Raw genomic sequence first — 20109 nt, 5'->3', positions numbered from 1 at the left:
GAATGAAGACTGGAGTTTCCCATGCGCGCTGAAGCGCAAGCTCATATCGATCAAATCAATGCGGCCACCGCGCTCCTGCGCCGGTTCCTTGACTGGGATAAGGCCAACCGGCGGCTGGAAGAATTGAACGCCAAGGTCGAGGATTCAACGCTGTGGGACGACCCCAAGGCAGCGCAGGACGTAATGCGTGAACGCCGGCGACTGGACGAGGCGATCGGCGCGACGCGGAAGATCGAGTCCGAGCTTAATGACACGGTCGAGTTGATCGAAATGGCCGAAACGGAAGGCGACGACGAACTGGTCGACGACGGTGTCCGCGCGCTGGCAGAGCTTGCCGAACGGGCCGAGCGAGACAAGGTGGCCGCTCTCCTTGCCGGGGAAGCTGACGCCAATAACAGCTATGTCGAGGTCAACGCCGGCGCCGGCGGCACCGAGAGCAATGACTGGGCCGGGATGCTCCAGCGCATGTACACGCGCTGGGCCGAACGGCACGGCATGAAGGTCGAACTGATCGACCATCATTCAGGCGAGCAGGCCGGGATCAAGTCGGCGACTATCCTGGTCAAGGGCGAGAACGCCTATGGCAACCTCAAGACCGAGAGTGGGGTCCACCGTCTGGTGCGGATCAGTCCCTATGACAGTTCAGCGCGCCGCCATACCAGCTTTGCATCGGTGTGGGTCTACCCAGAGGTGGACGACGACATCGACATCGAAGTGAATGAATCAGACTTGCGGATCGACACATATCGGGCGTCCGGTGCGGGCGGGCAGCATATTAACACCACCGATAGCGCGGTCAGGATCACCCATATCCCCACGGGCATCGTTGTCGCTTGCCAAAACCAGCGCAGCCAGCACAAGAATCGCGCCGAAGCTTTTAAGCAACTCCGCGCCCGCCTTTATGAAAATGAACTGCAGAAGCGCGAGGCGGAGGCCAATGCCGTCAATGCGGCCAAGACCGACATCGGCTGGGGCCACCAGATCCGCAGCTATGTGCTGCAGCCCTATCAGCTGGTGAAGGACCTGCGCACAGGTGTGACCTCGACGGCACCGTCGGACGTTCTCGACGGTGATCTCGACCGCTTCATGGCAGCGGCCCTCTCGCAGCGCGTTACGGGCGAGAAGGTGGATGTCGAGGACGTCGATTAGGATGAGCCGCATGCGGGACTACCTGAAGGGCAGTCCCGGCCCGCTCATGTCCTATCTGTTGCTATTGCTCGGTCTTGCGGCTTGCCGAGCGGAGCCGCAGCCCAGTGCGTTCCCGCCCGCCGGACGCGACATCGCGCCGATCGTGGGTGACAGCTTTTCGACCGAGGACACCCGCGATCGGGTCGGCGAGGCGGAAGAAGTGATGCGATTGGCGGGGGTCGTCCCAGCCATGTCGATTGCTGACGTTGGCGCCGGCGAAGGTTATTACACCGTTCGATTGTCGCCGATTGTTGGTCCGCGGGGACGTGTACTGGCTCAGGACATTGTACCGGAAACTCGCGACAGGCTGGCGCAGCGGGTCCAGCGTGAGAATCTGGACAATGTCGCGGTGAGACTGGGCCAGCCTGCCAATCCGCTTCTGCCCGCGCATTCGTTCGACCGGATCTTCCTGGTTCACATGTACCATGAGGTGACCGAGCCCTACGAATTTCTCTGGCATCTTCGGGACGGACTGAAAGATGGCGGTTTGGTGATCGTGGTGGATGCAGATCGGCCGGTAAAAAGGCATGGTATGACGCCGAAGCAGCTTATCTGCGAATTCGCCGCGGTGGGGCTTTCGCCGGTGAGAACCAGCCGGCTGGCCGGCAGCGACGCCTATTTCATTGCGTTCAAAGTGTCCGCGCCACGTCCCGAGCCGGCGCAGATCAAGCCTTGTGGCAAGGCCTAAAGCAGCCCCATCCTCCGCATGCTGCTGCAGTTACTGCCGGCGAAGACCAGATGATCGAGTACGGCCAGGTCGATGGTTTCCCCAGCGCGGGCCAGCCTGCGCGTTGCCCGATAGTCCGAATCGCTTGGTTGGCAGTCGCCGCTGGGATGATTGTGCGCCAGCACGACCCCGGCACTGCCGAATTTGGCCGCATCGGAGACGATCTGGCGCACGGGGAGGCCGACCGAAGTAAAATCGCCCTGATAATGTTCAACATGGATGCATCGCGCGGCGCTGTCGACATGTGCGACCAGCAAATGCTCTCGCGACTGGTTCTTGCCGCTGAAACTGGAGGAAAAGAAGCGACGTGCGGCTTCATGGCCGTTGAGAAGCGCGGGTGTTTCGGCACGCTGATACAGCATGCCCGCCAGCCTATGATTCCGGCTGCTTCATGCCTAACCGAACAAAGTCCGATCCGGATTGACCGATCCCCTGCTTCAGGCGCTGGACGTATCAAATCGGACGGCTAGGGTGACGCCATGCGCCAATATCTCGACCTGATGCAGCGGATTCTCGACGAAGGCGTCGAGCAGATGGATCGCACTGGAACCGGCACGCTATCGCTGTTCGGCGGCCAGATGCGTTTCGACCTTGCCCAGGGCTTTCCGCTGCTGACGACGAAGAAGCTCCATTTGCGATCAATCATCGTCGAATTACTGTGGTTCCTCCGCGGCGACACCAATATTCGCTGGCTGCAGGACCGAAAGGTCCGCATCTGGGACGAATGGGCCGACGAATATGGGGATCTTGGCCCGGTCTATGGCAAACAGTGGCGGGATTGGGAGGCACCCGACGGGCGCCATATCGACCAGATCCGAAACCTCATCGACCTGATTAAGCGCGATCCCGGCTCCCGGCGGCAGATCGTTACCGCATGGAACCCGGGAGAGATCGAACGAATGGCGCTGGCGCCCTGTCATTGCCTGTTCCAGACCCAGGTCGCGGCTGGACGGCTAAACCTGCAGCTGTATCAGCGCAGTGCCGACTTCTTCCTGGGCGTCCCGTTCAATATTGCCAGCTACGCGCTGCTGACCCACATGCTGGCGCGCGAGTGCGGGCTACAGCCTGGCATATTCGTTTGGACCGGTGGGGACGTGCACCTCTACTCGAACCATCTCGAACAGGCGCGGTTGCAGCTGGGGCGTGAGCCGCGTCCGCTGCCCCGACTGGTAATGAGGGAACGCGGCCAAACAATTGGCGCCTATGAGCCGGAAGATTTTGCGTTCGAAGCCTACGATCCGCATCCCCACATCGCCGCGCCCGTCGCGGTCTAGGAGCATTTCGCCTGCGTGATGGCACCGAACGGGATTTGCGGCGTTCGTTCAGCCACAAGACAGGAGATTATGCCATGTTTCGGAAAGTAGTGACCATAATGATAATCGGCGCCAGCGTTGCCGTCACGGCGTGCAATACGGTTCGCGGCACGGCGAAAGATTTGAACTCGGCGGCGAACGCTGTCGACAACGCCACCTGATTTCGGCCATGGTCGTTACGCCAAGACAAGGAGCTCGACCATGGTTCGTAAGGTGACTACGCTGCTGTTGATCGGTGGCGCGCTGGCAATTGCCGCGTGCAACACGGTCCGCGGGGCTGGCCAGGATATCTCCTCGGCCGCCAACTGCACCGAGAACGCGATTAACGGCGGCAACTGCTGAACTGCCGTTTTTTACAAAAGATAAAAGGCCCGCCGGTTTGCGCCGGCGGGCCTTTTTTTGTTGGCTGAACGGGCCGAGGCTTAGTCGTTCAGATATTCGCCTGCGTCAGCGTCGGTACCGTGGCCCGAAGGTGCGACCTCTGCCAACGGATCGGAGTTCGTAGCAGCTTCCGGGCCCTGGGCGAGCTCGGCAGCATGCTCCTGCGCCGCGGTTTCTGGAGCGATCAGCGCTTCCTGCAACTTGCGCTGCTGGGCGCGGAGCGCGGCATCACGGCTGGTGGCCGCAATGCGCATCCGGTTCATGCCTGCGCCAGTGCCCGCCGGGATCAGGCGGCCGACGATCACATTCTCCTTAAGGCCGTTGAGCGTATCGATCTTGCCCTGGACCGACGCCTCCGTGAGGACGCGAGTAGTCTCCTGGAACGACGCGGCCGAGATGAAGCTGCGAGTCTGGAGACTGGCCTTGGTGATGCCAAGAAGCACTGGCTTGCCTTCGGCAGGCTTCTGCTTCTTTTCCAGCTTCGAGTTGATCTCGTCCATTTCCTCCCGGTCGACTTGTTCGCCGGCAAGGAGGGTAGTGTCGCCGCCGTCGGTGATCTCGACCTTCTGCAGCATCTGGCGAACGATCACCTCGATGTGCTTGTCGTTGATCTTCACGCCCTGCAATCGATAGACTTCCTGGATCTCGCTGACGAGATATTCGGCCAGCGCCTCGACGCCGAGCACTTCCAGGATGTCATGCGGATCGGGCGAGCCGCCGACGAGATTGTCGCCGCGCTTGACGTAATCGCCTTCCTGCACGTCGATGACCTTCGACTTGGGCACCAGATACTCGACCGCCTCCGAACCGTCGTCGGGGATGATCGCGATCTTACGCTTTGCCTTATAGTCCTTTTTGAAGCTGACCTTGCCCGAGACTTTGGCGATGATCGCATTCTCCTTGGGCTTGCGGGCTTCGAACAGCTCCGCAACCCTCGGCAGACCGCCGGTGATGTCACGCGTACGGGCGGCTTCGCGCGGCATACGCGCCAGCACTTCACCAGCTTCGACCGCCTGCCCGTCCTCGACTGCAATGACCGCACCCGGAGCCAGGCGATAGACGCCTGTTTCGTCGTCGCCCTTGCCCATCATGGTCAGGCGCGGACGAAGGTCTTCCTTCTTGGACTTGGCGAGGTCGTCGATGACCGCGCGCTGCGAAATGCCGGTCGACTCGTCGGTCTGTTCGACCAGCGTGCGGTTCTCGATCAGGTCCTGATACTTAACCGTGCCGGCACGCTCGGTGATCACCGGGCTGAACGAGGGATCCCATTCAGCAATGCGATCGCCACGGCTGACGATGTGGCCGTTCTCGACCATCAAGTGCGCACCGTAGGGGATGCGATGTGTCGAAAGCTCGCGACGGTCCATGTCGAGGATCGCGATCTCGCCAGAACGCGACAGCGAAAGGTGCCGTCCACGAGGGTCGGTGATCGTCGGCATGTCGCGGAGCTCGATCGTCCCGTCGACCGGTGCTTCGAGGTTCGAGACTTCGTTGAGCTGGGCCGCGCCGCCGATGTGGAAGGTCCGCATCGTCAGCTGGGTGCCTGGCTCACCGATCGACTGAGCGGCGATGACCCCGACCGCCTCGCCGATGTTGACCGGCGTACCGCGAGCAAGGTCGCGGCCGTAGCATTTGGCACAGACGCCCTGCTTGGAAGCGCAGATCAGCGGTGAGCGGATCTTGATGCCCTGCAGGCCCAAGTCCTCGAGTTGAGCGACCATTGCCTCGTCGAGAAGAGTTCCCTCGGCGATGATCACATCATTGGTCTTCGGATCGACGATGTCCTCTGCCGTGGTGCGACCCAAGACGCGGTCGGCAAGCGAAGCGATGACCGCGCCGCCCTGCACAATCGCGCGCATTTCCAGCGCGCGTTCGGTGCCGCAATCCTCCTCTATGATCACCGCGTCCTGCGACACGTCAACCAGGCGGCGGGTCAGGTAGCCTGAGTTCGCCGTCTTGAGCGCCGTGTCGGCCAGGCCCTTGCGGGCACCGTGGGTCGAGTTGAAATATTCAAGGACGGTCAGGCCTTCCTTGAAGTTGGAAATGATCGGCGTCTCGATGATCTCGCCCGACGGCTTGGCCATCAGGCCGCGCATGCCCGCCAGCTGCTTGATCTGCGCCTGGCTACCACGAGCGCCCGAATGGGCCATCATGTAGATCGAGTTGATCGGCAGCTCGCGGCCATCCTCGCCCTTCTTTACGGACGAAATTTCCTTCATCATCTCGCTCGCAACCTTGTCGCCGCAACGCGACCAGGCGTCGATCACCTTGTTGTACTTTTCCTGCTGCGTGATCAGGCCGTCCTGATACTGCTGCTCGTAATCCTTCACGAGCGCGCGGGTCTCGTCGACCAGCCCTACCTTCGTGTCGGGAATGACCATGTCGTCCTTGCCGAACGAAATGCCAGCCTTGAACGCGTGGCGGAAGCCGAGGCCCATGATGGCGTCGGCGAACAGCACCGTCTCCTTCTGGCCGGTGTGACGATAGACGGTGTCGATAACGTCGCCGATTTCCTTCTTGGTGAGGAGGCGGTTGACGGTTTCGAACGGCACCTTGTGGCTCTTGGGTAGCGTTTCGCCGAGCAGCATCCGGCCCGGGGTCGTCTCGAAGCGCTTCATATATTCGTTGCCGTCCTCATCCGTCTGCGGGACTCGGCTGACAATTTTGGTGTGAAGCGTGACCGCGCCGGCAGCGAGCGCCTGATGGACTTCGGTCATATCGGCCAGAAGCATTCCCTCGCCCGGCTCAGCTTCCTTCTGCATCGAGAGGTAATAGAGACCGAGGACCATGTCCTGCGACGGAACGATAATCGGCTTGCCGTTGGCAGGCGACAGGATGTTGTTAGTCGACATCATCAGGACGCGCGCTTCCAGCTGAGCTTCAAGGCTCAGGGGCACGTGCACGGCCATCTGGTCGCCGTCGAAGTCGGCGTTGAAGGCCGAGCAAACCAGCGGGTGAAGTTGGATCGCCTTGCCCTCGATCAACACGGGCTCGAACGCCTGAATGCCGAGGCGGTGGAGCGTCGGCGCGCGGTTCAGCAGCACGGGATGCTCGCGGATAACCTCATCGAGGATATCCCAGACTTCCTTGCGCTCCTTTTCGACCCACTTCTTGGCCTGCTTCAGGGTCATTGACAGACCCTTGGCGTCGAGGCGAGAGTAGATGAACGGCTTGAACAGTTCCAAAGCCATTTTCTTCGGCAGGCCGCACTGGTGGAGCTTCAGCTCCGGACCGGTGACGATGACCGAGCGACCCGAGTAATCGACGCGCTTGCCGAGCAGGTTCTGGCGGAACCGGCCCTGCTTGCCCTTCAGCATGTCGCTGAGCGACTTCAGCGGGCGCTTATTGGCGCCGGTAATCGTGCGGCCGCGGCGGCCGTTGTCGAACAACGCATCGACCGCTTCCTGCAGCATGCGCTTTTCGTTGCGGACGATGATGTCCGGTGCGCGCAGCTCCATCAGCCGCTTCAAGCGGTTGTTGCGGTTGATGACGCGGCGATAAAGGTCGTTCAAATCCGACGTCGCGAAGCGGCCGCCGTCGAGCGGCACCAGCGGACGAAGCTCGGGTGGGATGACCGGAATCACTTCCAGGATCATCCATTCCGGGCGGTTGCCGGAATCGATAAAGCTCTCGACAACCTTAAGGCGCTTGATGATCTTCTTCGGCTTGAGCTCCGACTTGGTCTCGGACAGCTCCTTCAGAAGGTCTTCGCGCTCGCCGACGAGATCGAGGTCCATCAGCATGGTCTTTACCGCCTCGGCGCCGATTCCGGCCGAGAAGGCGTCTTCGCCATACTCGTCCTGCGCGGCAAGCAACTCGTCCTCGCTAAGGAGTTGGTACTTTTCGAGCGCGGTCAGGCCGGGCTCGATCACCACATAGCTCTCGAAATAAAGAATGCGCTCGAGTTGCTTCAACTGCATGTCGAGCAACAGGCCGATGCGGCTAGGCAGCGACTTTAGGAACCAGATGTGGGCAACCGGCGCGGCCAGCTCGATATGGCCCATGCGCTCGCGGCGGACCTTGGAGACGGTCACCTCGACGCCGCACTTCTCGCAGACGATGCCCTTGTACTTCATGCGCTTGTACTTGCCGCACAGGCACTCGTAGTCCTTGATCGGCCCGAAAATGCGCGCGCAGAACAGGCCGTCACGCTCGGGCTTGAACGTGCGGTAATTGATCGTCTCCGGCTTCTTGATCTCGCCGAACGACCAGGAACGGATCTTGTCTGGCGACGCGATGCCGATCTTGATTTGGTCAAAGGCCTCCGGCTTTGCCACCGGGTTCGCGAAGTTGGTCAGCTCGTTCATATCTTTAAGTCTCCATTCCCCTCCCGCTTGGGGAGGGGCGGGGGAATGTCAGTTACTCGGCGGCAATCGCGACTGGTTCGGCGTCCGGGTCCACGATCGAGTCCAGCTCGACGTTGAGGCCCAGCGAGCGCATTTCCTTGACCAGCACGTTGAAGCTTTCCGGAATTCCGGCTTCGAACGTGTCGTCGCCCTTTACGATCGCCTCATAGACCTTGGTGCGGCCGATGACGTCGTCCGACTTCACCGTCAGCATTTCCTGAAGCGTGTAGGCAGCGCCGTAAGCCTGGAGAGCCCAGACCTCCATCTCGCCGAATCGCTGTCCGCCGAACTGCGCCTTGCCGCCCAACGGCTGCTGGGTGACCAGGCTGTATGGTCCGATCGAGCGGGCGTGGATCTTGTCGTCGACCAAGTGATGGAGCTTCAACATATAGATGTAGCCCACCGTCACCTTGCGGTCGAAGGCATCGCCGGTCCGTCCGTCGAACAGGGTCACCTGCCCCGACTGGTCGAGCCCTGCCTTCTCCAGCATCGCCGACACGTCCGCTTCACGGGCGCCGTCGAACACCGGGGTGCCCATCGGCACGCCGCCGATCAGGTTGCCTGCCAGTTCCATCACCTGCTCGTCGTTTCGAGCATCAATGTCCTTGGCATAATTGTCGCCATAGACGTCCTTCAGCTTGGCGCGGACTTCCTTGGCGTCCTTGCCGCTGAATTCGGCGCCGCGGGCGTGAATGCCCTCCAGCATCTCCTGGATCTGCTTGCCGAGGCCGCGGGCGGCCCAGCCAAGGTGAGTTTCGAAGATCTGGCCCACGTTCATGCGCGATGGCACGCCGAGCGGGTTCAGCACGATGTCGACTGGAGTTCCGTCCTCGAGGAACGGCATGTCTTCCTGCGGCAGGATCCGGCTGATGACACCCTTGTTGCCGTGACGGCCGGCCATTTTGTCGCCCGGCTGAAGCTTGCGCTTCACCGCGACGAACACCTTGACCATCTTGAGCACGCCCGGCGGCAACTCGTCGCCGCGCTCCAGCTTCTCGACGCGGTCCTCGAACTTGCGGTTGATGACGCCGGTGGCCTCATCATACTGCGCCTTCAAGGCCTCTAGATCGGCCTGGCGGGCATCGTCCTTGACGGCGATCTTCCACCATTCGTGTTTCTCGGTCGCCTCAAGCATCGCTTCGTCGATGGTAGCGCCCTTCTTGATGCTCTTCGGCGCCGCGGTTGCGACCTGGCCGAGCAGCATTTCGGAGAGGCGGGCAAAGGTGGCGCGGTTGAGGATGCCTTTTTCGTCGTCGGCGTCCTTGCGCAGGCGATCCTTCTCCTCGCTCTGGATGGCACGGGTACGATCGTCGATGTCGATGCCGTGGCGGTTGAACACACGAACCTCTACCACCGTGCCGGTAACGCCCGGTGGCAAGCGCAACGAGGTGTCGCGAACGTCCGAAGCCTTCTCACCGAAGATGGCGCGGAGAAGCTTCTCTTCCGGCGTCATCGGGCTTTCGCCCTTCGGAGTGATCTTGCCGCACAGAATGTCGCCCGGCTCGACCTCGGCACCGATGTAGACGATGCCCGCCTCGTCGAGGTTGCGCAGCGCTTCCTCGCCGACGTTAGGAATATCGCGGGTGATGTCTTCCGGCCCGAGCTTCGTGTCGCGGGCCATCACTTCGAATTCCTCGATGTGGATCGACGTGAAGACGTCGTCCTTAACGATGCGTTCGCTGATGAGGATGGAGTCCTCATAGTTGTAGCCGTTCCAGGGCATGAACGCGACGAGCACGTTGCGGCCCAGCGCCAGCTCGCCGAACTGGGTCGACGGTCCGTCGGCGATAATCTCGCCGGCCTCTACCGTGTCACCGACCTTCACCAGCGGACGCTGGTTGATGCACGTGTTCTGGTTCGAGCGCTGGAACTTCATCAGCGTGTAGATGTCGACGCCCGATTCACCGGCGCGCAAGTCGCTCGTGACGCGAACGACAATACGGGTCGCGTCGACCTGGTCGACGATGCCCGTACGGCGGGCGGCAATCGCCGCGCCTGAATCGCGCGCAACCGTCTCTTCCATGCCGGTTCCGACCAGGGGGGCATCGGCTTGGAGGAGCGGCACAGCCTGGCGCTGCATGTTCGAACCCATCAGCGCGCGGTTGGCGTCGTCATTCTCCAGGAAGGGAATGAGCGAGGCGGCAACCGAAACCAGCTGCTTCGGGCTGACGTCCATCAGGGTGATGGTGTCGCGGGGCGCCATCAGGAAGTCGCCGTTACGGCGGCTCGAGACGATTTCCTCAACGAAGCCGCCGGTCTTCGACAGCTCGGCGTTGGCCTGCGCGATGGTGTGCTTGGCCTCTTCCATCGCCGACAGATAGACGACGTCGTCGGTCACCTTGTTGTCGACGACCTTGCGGTACGGCGTTTCGATGAAGCCGTACTTGTTTACCCGGCTGAAGCTGGCGAGCGAGTTGATGAGGCCGATGTTCGGCCCTTCCGGCGTCTCGATCGGGCAGATGCGGCCATAGTGGGTCGGATGGACGTCGCGGACTTCGAAGCCCGCACGCTCGCGGGTCAGGCCGCCCGGCCCGAGCGCCGACACGCGGCGCTTGTGCGTCACTTCGGAAAGCGGATTGGTCTGATCCATGAACTGCGACAGCTGCGACGAGCCGAAGAATTCACGCACTGCGGCCACTGCCGGCTTTGCGTTGATCAGGTCGTTCGGCATGACGGTCGACACGTCGACCGAGCTCATGCGCTCCTTCACGGCGCGCTCCATGCGGAGCAGGCCGACCCGATACTGATTCTCGAGCAACTCGCCGACCGAGCGGACGCGGCGGTTGGCGAGGTTGTCGATGTCGTCGATCTCGCCCTTGCCGTCCTTGAGGTTCACCAGCTCCTGAACGACCGCAAGGATGTCCTCGCGGCGAAGCGTGGTGACCGTGTCATCGGCGTCGAGGCCAAGGCGCATGTTGAGTTTGACCCGGCCGACGGCCGAGAGGTCGTAGCGCTCGGGATCGAAGAACAGCCCGTAAAACAGCGCGTCCGCAGTCTCGCGGGTCGGCGGTTCGCCGGGGCGCATGACGCGGTAGATGTCGGCCAGCGCGCTATCGCCATCTTCCGATTTGTCGGCCTTTAGCGTGTTGCGGATCCAAGGGCCGGTATTGACATAGTCGATGTCGAGCAGCTCGAGGCGGTCGACGCCGGCCTTGTCCAGCATTTCGAGATTCTCGGCGGATATCTCGTCACCCGCCTCGACGTAAATCTCACCGGTCTTTTCGTTGATCAGGTCGAACGCCGAGAAGCGGCCGAAGATTTCCTCGGTCGGGATGATGACATTCTTCAGTCCATCCTTGGCGGTGGCATTGGCCTTGCGCGGCGTGATTTTCTCGTGCGCCTTGAAAACCACCTCGCCCGTGTCGGCATCGACAACGTCGTGGGTCGGCTTCTGGCCGCGCCAGCTTTCCGGCGAATAAGGGATCTGCCAGCCGTTCTTACCGCGCACGTAAATGACGCGGTTGTAGAAGGTGTTGAGGATTTCCTCGCTGGTAAGGCCCAGCGCGTGCAGCAGCGCGGTGACCGGCAGCTTGCGCTTGCGGTCGATGCGGACGTTGACGATGTCCTTGGCGTCGAATTCGAAGTCTAGCCAGCTACCGCGATAGGGGATGACCCGAGCCGCGAAGAGATACTTGCCGCTGGCGTGGGTCTTGCCGCGGTCATGGTCGAACAACACACCCGGCGAACGGTGCATCTGCGACACGATGACGCGCTCGGTGCCGTTGATGATGAAGGTGCCGTTGCCCGTCATCAGGGGCATGTCGCCCATGTAGACGTCCTGCTCCTTGATATCGATGACCGACTTGGCCTCGGTGTCGGGATCGATTTCGAAGGTAGTGAGGCGCAGCGTGACCCGCATCGGCGCGGCATAGGTCAGCCCGCGCTGGCGGCACTCGTCGGTGTCATACTTTGGGTTCTCAAGCTCGTAGCGGTCGAAGTCGAGATGCGCCGTGCCGGCGAAATCCTGGATCGGGAAGACTGAGCGAAGGGTCTTTTCGAGGCCGGAGACATAGCCGATCGCGGGATCGGAACGAAGGAACTGCTCATAGCTTTCCCGCTGTACCTCGATCAGGTTCGGCATCTCGCTGATTTCGTGGATGTTACCGAAGATCTTGCGGATGCGGCGCGAGTTGTTGGTGCGGGCCATGGTGGGCACGTCTTTTTGCTTAGTCGCCATCTTATTCCCTGCGCTCCGGGCACGCGTCGAGGAACGCGGCCCAATGAAGTCCGGCGCGGCTCCTGGAAGTTCCTCACCATACGTTCGGACCGTTGCGCGGGGTCGGTCCGTGTCCCGGTGAGGACAGGAAAGGCCCCGGGCGCACGTCACCGTGCGGCGGAGCCGTTAAATGTTGGATTGAGCGGATATACGCCTTTTTATTCCGGGTTCAAGCCCCGATCATCACTGTCGCGCCAAGGTCGGTCACGGCATAGAGCTTCTTCGCGAAATCGGCTGGCAGGCGGATGCAGCCATGGCTGGCGGGATAGCCGGGATTGTGCCCGGCATGCAGCGCGATCCCATATTGGTCGATCTGCTGCATGAACGGCATCGGCGCATTCTCATATTTGATGCTGCGATGCATCGGCTTCTTCTGCAATATCGAGAAGATGCCGGTTGGCGTCGGGTTTGTTTCGCGGCCGGTCGAAATGCTTGATACCGCCACCAACTGGTCGCCGCGAAAAAGGAAGGCGAGCTGGTCGGCGATGCTTATAACCACGCGGGGATCGCCTTCGAACGATCCCTTTCGCCAGAGATATTGGCCGGCCTTTATTTGCTTGTCGCCAAATACTTCCTCCATCTGGAGCCGGGCCATCGCGACAGCATCGCTGGCCTCAGCTTTGGCTTCGTAAGTTTCGATGGAAGCGACCGCCGGGGAAATGGGGATCGCGAGTGCAAAGGCGCTCGTTACCGCGAGCGCAAGCGCTAGCTGTTTCATCGTTCCTGCTCTTTTCTAAATGCTTGACTTTTGCAGGATGAATGCGCGTCCGCCGAGTCGGTTCCTCCGACTGGCGCATCGGCTGCCTTGAATTGCGCAGTTGGGCCTACAAACTAGGCACAAAGGAGCCGTCATGACCGAACCGACCATCCAGGATTTTCACGCTCATATCTATTTCGATCCTGCGGAGGTGGAACGCTCCAAAGCTCTGGCCAAGGCAGTCCAGGATAAGTTTGGGGTCGCAGTTGGCCATTTCCATCTGGCGCCGGTCGGCCCGCATCCCCGGGGTAGTGTGCAGATGACGGTCCCGCCCGATCTGTTCGGGCGAGTGGCGACCTGGCTGGCGGTCAATCGGGCGGGACTGACGATCTTCGCCCATGCTTCGACCGGCGACGACCGCCAGGACCATACACATAATGTCGTATGGTTCGGGCCGAGCGAGGCGCTCGACTTGTCGATATTTGGCTAACTCAAACGAAAAGGGGCGACCCCTCGCGGAGCCGCCCCTTCCATCCACGGGCGCTTCAAGACACCCGTGAAACTTGTCAGAAGCTTACTTGAGCTCGACGGTGCCGCCGGCTTCCTCGATCTGCTTCTTGATTTTCTCGGCTTCGTCCTTGTTGACGCCTTCCTTGACGGCCTTCGGAGCGCCTTCGACGAGCGCTTTGGCTTCGCCGAGGCCCAGACCGGTGATGGCGCGGACTTCCTTGATGACGTTGATCTTCTTGCCACCGTCGCCGGTGAGGATCACGTCGAATTCGGTCTGCTCTTCAGCAGCCGGGCCAGCAGCAGCGGCGCCGGCGGCCGGGCCAGCTACGGCGACGGCAGCGGCGGCCGAAACGCCCCACTTCTCTTCGAGCAGCTTCGAAAGCTCAGCGGCTTCGAGGACGGTCAGAGCCGAAAGCTCTTCAACGATTTTGTTAAGGTCAGCCATTTGAATACTCCTTGCGGGCGCTCAGGCCCCAATGTCGTGCGTGGTTGGGTAAGAACTTAAGCTGCGGCCTTGGCGGCGAGAACGCGCGCCAGCTGGCCACCCGGCTCCTTGGCGATGCGGGCGATCTTCGTGGCGGGCGCCTGAATGAGGCCCACCAGAGTGCCGCGCAGCTGATCGAGTGACGGAAGCGCGGCAAGCGCCTTGATCCCGTTCAAATCGAGCAGCGTATCGCCCATCGCGCCACCGACGATCTCGAGACGATCGTTGGTCTTGGCGAAATCCACCGCGACTTTTGCAGCCGCGACGGGATCGATCGAGGTGGCCAAGGCGGTCGGGCCGGTCAGCATTTCGCCGATCGATCCGTACTTGGTGCCCTCAAGCGCGATCTTGGCAAGCCGGTTCTTCGCAACTTTGAACTGGGCACCGGCATCGCGCATCTTCAAGCGCAGGTCGGTCGACTGGGCGACCGACAGGCCGAGATTGCGGGTGATCACCACCACGCTGGTCTCGTTGAAGACGTTCTTCAGCTCGGCAACCAGATCGGCTTTTTGCGAACGATCCATGCCATACTCCTAGTCATTCCGCCGGCCGGACCATCCGGCAAGCGGTTGGAGCCGCAGGAAATTCCCACGTCTCCGAGATGTCCGGGGGATGGATCGAGAGGCGTTGGCAAAGCCAACGCACGACCGGATCGCAGCGCGACCCGTCCTGAATTCCTGTCCCCGTCTAGGCCGCGAATTAAGGGGCGAACCCCAGCGGCTGTCTCGGACGAGCGTCATGTCCCGAGGGACGCGACGCGGCGGTCCCTACAGCCAAGCAGTGGAAAGTCAAGGCTTTGCCGCCCTTGCTAGCGGACGACAATGGTGCCTGACATGCCGAACACCTTGTGCAGGCTATGCGAGCATTTGAGTTTGTATGTCGCCGCTGCTGCCGGCGCGGTCAGGTGTATTTCGCGGACCTGGCCAGAGGGCACTTCGATCACGCCTTCCTGTATCCACTTGCGATCGCCCGGTACCACGTTGGCCGCAGCGAAAAACTCCTGCGCGGTAAAATCATGGCCGCTGCCAGAGACATTGGAGAGTCGAAGGACATAAGGCTGCCCATGGTCGAGCATGATCGACTTCGGCGTAAAGCTGAAACTTGCCAGCTGCACCTGAACGACCGCCGGTGCCTGGGCGGTTGCCATGGAAACCGCAAAGACCAGCATGGGCAGAACGAACAGACGTGAAATGGGCATGGCCAACTCTCCTTTGCCACGATGGAACGCTCGTAACATTGATCCTATGCGTCCGTCGACCGGGACACGGCTTGACAAAGCAAGGACAAGAGCGCCCATTTCCGGCGCTGTTCGCCGCGGAGTTTCGATGCTCAGGCTTTTGATCTGGCCCCTGCTCCTATTCGCCGCGGTGCTGTTTCCCGGCGCGACCCAGGCCAAACCAGCCCCCGATCGGATCGTCGCCGTGGGCGATCTCCATGGCGATTATGACGCTTGGGCTGCGATTGCCCGGGCCGCCGGACTGGTCGACCCAAAGGGACATTGGGCCGGTTCCTCGACCGTGCTCGTCCAAATGGGCGACGTGGTCGATCGCGGACCCGACAGCCTCAAGATCATCCGCCAATTGATGAAGCTCCAGCGGGAAGCGCCTGGCCGCGGCGGCAAGGTGATCGCCTTGGTCGGCAATCATGAAGCGATGAATATGATCGGCGACCTTCGCTACGTTCACCCGGGGGAATATCGCGCCTTCGCCGACCGTGACTCCGAAGCGCGTCGCGAGCGCATTTATGTGGCGAACAGTGTCGCAATCGAAACCGCTTATCGGGCGCGCGATCCCACATTGACTCCAGCGGCAATCCGAGAGGCCTGGATGAAGGCAACGCCACTCGGCATGCTGGAGCATCAGGCCGCGTGGCGGCCCGATGGCGAGATCGGTAAATGGGTGATCGGCAATCCGGCCGTGGTCAGGCTGGGCGACTCCTTGTTCGTCCACGGCGGCGTGAGCTCCGCTTTTGCCAAGCTTTCGCCGGAGCAGATAAACCGGCGGGTTGCCGATGCGCTCAAGGCGCAGGAACAAGGCCCCACATCGATCATCAACGACCCGGCCGGCCCGCTCTGGTACCGCGGGCTGATTAGCCGCGAGCCTGGTGATGGGACTACGGTGTCGCCGCTCCTTCCCGGTGACAAACTGCCTCTCACAATCGATCAAGAAATCCACTTGGTGTTGGTGGATTTCAACGTCGCACGGATTGTTGTCGGTCACACTCCATCTCCGAATGGAATCGTATCATCGGACAATGGGCTGCTGTGGCAAACGGATACCGCCATCAGTCGCGCCTATGGCGGTAAGCTTTCCTATCTCGAAATAGTCGGCGACCAGGTCACGGCGCATGAGGTGCCACGGCCAACTGGCAAGCCGTAGGGGGACCGATGATGAAATGGACCATTGCTGCAATGCTGGCAGCCAGCAGCCCCGGACTCGCAAGTGCTCAGGGTGCGTCGACCCCCCTTTTCGCAAGCGACGCGCCTATTCGCATGACCATTCAGGGTCCGGTGAACCTCATCGCCCGAGATGCCGAAGATTCTACGACCCCGCGAGCCGCAACCCTGTCGCTAATCTCACCGTCCGAAACGCATGCGATACGCCTTTCAGCACGCGGCATTACGCGACGCCTGAGACAGACCTGTACGTTTCCGCCGCTGCGAGTGGACCTCGCTCAACCGGCGGCTCCCAATTCGCTTTTCGCGGGCCAGGGCCGGCTAAAGTTGGTGACCCACTGCCGGTCACAGGATGGCTTTCAGCAATATCTTCTTCTTGAATATACGAGCTATCGCATTTTCAACCTGATTAGCCCCGCGAGCTATAGGGTCCGGCTAGCGACCGTCGACTATGCCGAGCCGAATGGCAAAGTCTCAACCAGTCGCTGGGGGTTTTTCATTGAGGATCTGGACGACGCCGCGCGTCGTAATGGCACGACGCCGGCGCGGGTCGGAGACCGAATTCTGGCGAGCCAGCTCGATCCGCGCCAGGCCGCGCGCGTTGCCCTGTTCGAATATATGATCGGCAACCTCGACTGGTCGATGCGCGCAGGGCCCCAAGGAGAGGGCTGTTGCCACAATACACGTCTTATTGTTGGCAAGGGCTCTTCCTACGTGCCTCTGCCTTATGACTTCGACTATTCGGGGCTGGTCGATGCGCCATATGCCGTGCCGCCTGACGGCTTTAGCATCAGGAGCGTGAAGACCCGGGTTTACCAGGGTTATTGCCGGTTCAACGGGGAGGTTCTTGGAGCTGCCGCTGAGTTTCGTAGCCAGCGCCCGGCGATCGAAGCTCTATTCGGCCAAATTCCGGGCCTGTCCGATCGAACCCGGAGCAAGGCGCTTGCCTATCTGGGCGAATTTTACGCGCAGATCGCATCTGACGAGACGGTGAAAACGAAGATCCTCAAGAACTGCCTGTAGGCGGTGCCGGGGGAACGGTAGGATCGGGAGGCGGCGCCGTACCTTGAGCTACACTCGGGCTGAAGTCGCTCATGAACCGCTTCATTCCTTCGCGCTCGCCATATTCGCTGATCCACAGCAGGACGAAGCAGTAATTGAACGCGAGGCTCATGACGAGCGCGAGCTCCACCGCACCGATTCCTGCCGAAAGGCCGATGCCCACGGACAGCAGGATGTAAAGGGCATCGCCCGAGCTCTTGAGGCTGTTCTTGAACCTTACTGCACCGGCAATGCCGCCAAGTGCGAAGGCCAGGGCCAGGCTGTGCTGGACGACGATGACGATCGAAGTCACAACAACCGGCAGGATGAGGATCGAGCTGATCAGCGACTGATCATATTCCTCGGAAGTGCGCGTACCCATGTAGATCCAGCTGACGGGCAGGGCAGTAAGCAGCGCGCCGATGATCGCGGTTGCCATCCAGCCGAGGCTTTGGCCGAGATTTTTGACCTGGGTGGCCGCGGCCATCGCTTCAAGCGTGTTCGATTTTCCGCCACCGGGATTGATCAGCTGCTCAGTGCCCCCGATGGGGAGATAGTGGCGAAGGTCGGGATAGGCTTTGAGCACCAGCCACGCGCCGCCGAACAGGATCAGATAATAGATCGTAAGCTGTACGAATAATTTTGCTGCCCGCATGATCGATACCCCCACCGATACTGATGAGCTTAGGTCAATCGTTCCGATCATTCCAGCGGTACGATGGGATCGGCGTCATGACGCCGTACCGCTCCTTGATCGGATCGTGACCGAGTTTGGACCACGGAATATTCTCTTCAGGCAATTTGGTATCCGGCAGCCGGTCGAGCAGGTCGCGCAGCAGGGTCAGGCGGCCCAGTCGCTGGTCATTGTAGTCGACCAAAGTCCACGGCGCATGCGGCGAGTCAGTCGCGGCAAGCATCCGCTCGCGCGCTTCGGTGTAGGCATCGTATAGCTGCCGCGCCTTGTGGTCGACGGGGGAGAGCTTCCAGCGGCGAAGCGGATTGTTGAGCCGATCGGCAAAACGCTCTTCCTGCTTTTCCTGATCGCAGCACAGCCAATATTTGAACAGGTAGATGCCATCATCGACCAGCTGTCGTTCGAAATCGGGTACCGCTTTCAGGAAGCTACTGACCTGTTCCGAGGTGCAAAACCCCATGACGGCTTCGACCCCGGCGCGATTGTACCAGCTTCGGTCGAACAGGCTGATTTCGCCTTTGGCCGGAAAATGTTCGACGTAGCGTTGGAAATACCACTGGTTCCGTTCGCGCTCGGACGGCGAGGGTAGCGCAACGACACGGCATTGGCGGGGATTGAGCGTATTGGCGAACATGTGGATCGAGCCGCCCTTGCCGGCCGTGTCCCGGCCTTCGAACAGCACCATCAGCCGCTGGCCGGTCTCCTGGATCCACCGCGCCGCGTCGGATAGCTCATGGAGCAAAGGCTCCAGAGCAGTATCATATTCCTTCTGGCTGAGATGACCCATTTCAATGCCCCTGCGTCCTGCCGGGACCTTATAGCGATTGGCGCATAAGAAAAGGGCCGGAGCGTCGCCGCCCCGGCCCTTGATATTTGCCTTGAATTAAAGCGGCTTAGGCGCCCGCGATCTCTTCGAGGTCGAGCCGGACGCCCGGGCCCATGGTGGAGCTCAGCGCGACCTTCTTGACATATTTGCCCTTGGCGCCGGTCGGCTTGGCCTTGACGATCGCGTCCACGAACGCGTCGAAATTGGCCTTGAGGTCCGCTTCGGGGAAGCTCGCCTTGCCGATTCCGGCGTGAATGATCCCGGCCTTTTCGACGCGGAACTCGACCTGGCCCGACTTGGCGGCCTTGACCGCTTCGCCGACGTTCGGGGTGACGGTGCCCAGCTTCGGGTTCGGCATCAGGCCCTTGGGGCCCAGCACCTTACCGAGACGGCCGACGATGCCCATCATGTCCGGGGTCGCGATGACGCGGTCATAATTGGTGTCGCCGCCCTGCATGGCTTCCATCAGGTCCTCGGCGCCAACAGTCTCGGCGCCCGCCTTCTTGGCTTCCTCGGCCTTGTCGCCCTTGGCGAACACGGCGACGCGGACGTCCTTGCCGGTGCCCTTGGGCAGGTTGACGACGCCGCGGACCATCTGGTCGGCGTGGCGCGGGTCGACGCCCAGGTTGATCGCGACTTCGACGGTTTCGTCGAACTTCGACGTGGCCAGGCTCTTCACCAGGCCGATCGCCTCGGCGACGCCATAGTGATTGTTGGGGTCGATCTTGCCCTCTACGGCCTTCTGCTTCTTGGTCAGCTTCGCCATGGTCTTAACCCTCCACAACCTGGAGGCCCATCGCGCGAGCGGAGCCTTCGATGATCTTCGTAGCGGCCTCAAGATCGTTGGCGTTGAGGTCCTTCATCTTCGCGGTCGCGATCTCGGCGACCTGCGAACGCTTGATGGTGCCCGCCGAAACCTTGCCCGGCTCCTTCGAGCCCGACTTCAGCTTCGCCGCCTTCTTCAGAAGGAAGCTCGCCGGCGGGGTCTTGGTGGTGAAGGAGAAGCTGCGATCGGCATAGACGGTGATGACCGTCGGGATCGGAGCGCCCTTTTCCAGTTCCTGCGTCGCGGCGTTGAACGCCTTGCAGAATTCCATGATGTTGACGCCGCGCTGACCCAGGGCAGGGCCGATCGGCGGGGAGGGATTGGCGGTGCCGGCCGGCACCTGGAGCTTGATATAGCCCGTGATTTTCTTAGCCATTTTTCTCACTCTGTAGTGGACGGGCACCCCGGATCAGGTCCGGGGGACACGTGCCGTTCAAGTTTAGCGGTCCAGACGGCGTCCCTAGG

18 protein-coding genes are annotated in these 20109 nt (G+C 61.3%); 7 read left to right on the top strand and 11 right to left on the bottom strand.

From position 1 onward, the window contains the following. The first annotated feature begins 21 nt into the window (after positions 1 to 21). Together prfB and LVY65_RS10610 are read left to right on the top strand one after the other, a co-directional pair. Positions 22 to 1149, top strand: a complete 1128-nt coding sequence (gene prfB, locus LVY65_RS10615) for a peptide chain release factor 2 (RefSeq protein ID WP_235068153.1) — start codon at positions 22 to 24, stop codon at positions 1147 to 1149. A gap of 10 nt (positions 1150 to 1159) precedes the next feature. Next, a complete protein-coding gene (locus LVY65_RS10610; RefSeq protein WP_235068151.1) occupies positions 1160 to 1876 on the top strand; it encodes a class I SAM-dependent methyltransferase in 717 nt (238 codons plus the stop codon). Here LVY65_RS10610 and LVY65_RS10605 read toward each other — a convergent pair. Continuing rightward, a complete protein-coding gene (locus LVY65_RS10605; protein WP_235068148.1) occupies positions 1873 to 2277 on the bottom strand; it encodes a JAB domain-containing protein in 405 nt (134 codons plus the stop codon). The two genes, LVY65_RS10610 and LVY65_RS10605, sit on opposite strands and share 4 nt — an antisense overlap. A gap of 117 nt (positions 2278 to 2394) precedes the next feature. On the opposite strand from LVY65_RS10605, the gene LVY65_RS10600 reads away from it, so the two are divergent. Beyond that, positions 2395 to 3189 carry a thymidylate synthase gene (locus LVY65_RS10600; protein WP_235068145.1) on the top strand — a complete coding sequence of 265 codons (795 nt, stop codon included), beginning with the start codon at positions 2395 to 2397 and terminating at the stop codon, positions 3187 to 3189. 240 nt (positions 3190 to 3429) lie between these two features. After that, positions 3430 to 3570: an entericidin EcnA/B family protein gene (locus LVY65_RS10595; protein WP_235068143.1), complete on the top strand. Its 141-nt coding sequence runs from the start codon at positions 3430 to 3432 to the stop codon at positions 3568 to 3570. 80 nt (positions 3571 to 3650) lie between these two features. Here LVY65_RS10595 and rpoC read toward each other — a convergent pair whose 3' ends face one another. The 3 genes from rpoC to LVY65_RS10580 all read right to left on the bottom strand — a co-directional run bounded on the left by rpoC (position 3651) and on the right by LVY65_RS10580 (position 12889). Next, on the bottom strand, positions 3651 to 7916 hold the full coding sequence (gene rpoC, locus LVY65_RS10590) for a DNA-directed RNA polymerase subunit beta' (RefSeq protein ID WP_235068141.1): 4266 nt from the start codon (positions 7914 to 7916) through the stop codon (positions 3651 to 3653). A 52-nt stretch (positions 7917 to 7968) separates the two neighbouring features. After that, on the bottom strand, positions 7969 to 12132 hold the full coding sequence (gene rpoB, locus LVY65_RS10585; RefSeq protein ID WP_235068140.1) for a DNA-directed RNA polymerase subunit beta: 4164 nt from the start codon (positions 12130 to 12132) through the stop codon (positions 7969 to 7971). A gap of 208 nt (positions 12133 to 12340) precedes the next feature. Then, positions 12341 to 12889, bottom strand: a complete 549-nt coding sequence (locus tag LVY65_RS10580) for a L,D-transpeptidase family protein (RefSeq protein WP_235068139.1) — start codon at positions 12887 to 12889, stop codon at positions 12341 to 12343. A gap of 133 nt (positions 12890 to 13022) precedes the next feature. Between LVY65_RS10580 and LVY65_RS10575 the strand changes: the two genes are divergently transcribed. Next, positions 13023 to 13358, top strand: a complete 336-nt coding sequence (locus LVY65_RS10575) for a DOPA 4,5-dioxygenase family protein (RefSeq protein ID WP_235068138.1) — start codon at positions 13023 to 13025, stop codon at positions 13356 to 13358. 84 nt (positions 13359 to 13442) lie between these two features. Here the strand turns inward: LVY65_RS10575 and rplL are convergent, their stop codons facing one another. The 3 genes from rplL to LVY65_RS10560 form a co-directional block, all read right to left on the bottom strand. After that, on the bottom strand, positions 13443 to 13823 hold the full coding sequence (rplL, locus tag LVY65_RS10570; protein ID WP_235068137.1) for a 50S ribosomal protein L7/L12: 381 nt from the start codon (positions 13821 to 13823) through the stop codon (positions 13443 to 13445). A 56-nt stretch (positions 13824 to 13879) separates the two neighbouring features. Next, the gene (rplJ, locus tag LVY65_RS10565) at positions 13880 to 14386 is read right to left on the bottom strand and encodes a 50S ribosomal protein L10 (RefSeq protein WP_235068136.1); all 507 of its coding nucleotides are present in this window, start codon (positions 14384 to 14386) and stop codon (positions 13880 to 13882) included. 284 nt (positions 14387 to 14670) lie between these two features. Then, the gene (locus LVY65_RS10560) at positions 14671 to 15060 is read right to left on the bottom strand and encodes a plastocyanin/azurin family copper-binding protein (protein WP_235068135.1); all 390 of its coding nucleotides are present in this window, start codon (positions 15058 to 15060) and stop codon (positions 14671 to 14673) included. Between the two features lie 127 nt (positions 15061 to 15187). Between LVY65_RS10560 and LVY65_RS10555 the strand changes: the two genes are divergently transcribed. Together LVY65_RS10555 and LVY65_RS10550 are read left to right on the top strand one after the other, a co-directional pair. Further along, positions 15188 to 16240 carry a metallophosphoesterase gene (locus LVY65_RS10555; protein WP_235068134.1) on the top strand — a complete coding sequence of 351 codons (1053 nt, stop codon included), beginning with the start codon at positions 15188 to 15190 and terminating at the stop codon, positions 16238 to 16240. An 8-nt stretch (positions 16241 to 16248) separates the two neighbouring features. Further along, positions 16249 to 17280 (top strand): hypothetical protein, encoded by a 1032-nt coding sequence (locus LVY65_RS10550; protein WP_235068133.1) that lies wholly within the window; start codon positions 16249 to 16251, stop codon positions 17278 to 17280. Here the strand turns inward: LVY65_RS10550 and LVY65_RS10545 are convergent. The 4 genes from LVY65_RS10545 to rplK all read right to left on the bottom strand — a co-directional run bounded on the left by LVY65_RS10545 (position 17264) and on the right by rplK (position 20020). Beyond that, positions 17264 to 17953, bottom strand: a complete 690-nt coding sequence (locus tag LVY65_RS10545) for a DUF4956 domain-containing protein (RefSeq protein WP_235068132.1) — start codon at positions 17951 to 17953, stop codon at positions 17264 to 17266. The genes LVY65_RS10550 and LVY65_RS10545 overlap by 17 nt on opposite strands. A 34-nt stretch (positions 17954 to 17987) precedes the next feature. Then, positions 17988 to 18779 carry a polyphosphate kinase 2 gene (gene ppk2 / locus LVY65_RS10540; RefSeq protein WP_235068131.1) on the bottom strand — a complete coding sequence of 264 codons (792 nt, stop codon included), beginning with the start codon at positions 18777 to 18779 and terminating at the stop codon, positions 17988 to 17990. A 106-nt stretch (positions 18780 to 18885) separates the two neighbouring features. Next, positions 18886 to 19584: a 50S ribosomal protein L1 gene (gene rplA, locus LVY65_RS10535; protein WP_235068130.1), complete on the bottom strand. Its 699-nt coding sequence runs from the start codon at positions 19582 to 19584 to the stop codon at positions 18886 to 18888. Positions 19585 to 19588: 4 nt separating this feature from the next. After that, positions 19589 to 20020 carry a 50S ribosomal protein L11 gene (gene rplK, locus LVY65_RS10530; protein WP_235068128.1) on the bottom strand — a complete coding sequence of 144 codons (432 nt, stop codon included), beginning with the start codon at positions 20018 to 20020 and terminating at the stop codon, positions 19589 to 19591. Positions 20021 to 20109 lie beyond the last annotated feature (89 nt).

The organism is Sphingomonas cremea (genome assembly GCF_021502585.1).
Taxonomy (GTDB): Bacteria; Pseudomonadota; Alphaproteobacteria; order Sphingomonadales; family Sphingomonadaceae; genus Sphingomicrobium; species Sphingomicrobium cremea.
The sequence above is the reverse complement of the archived record's forward strand: the minus strand, read 5'-3'. Positions and strand labels throughout refer to the sequence as shown.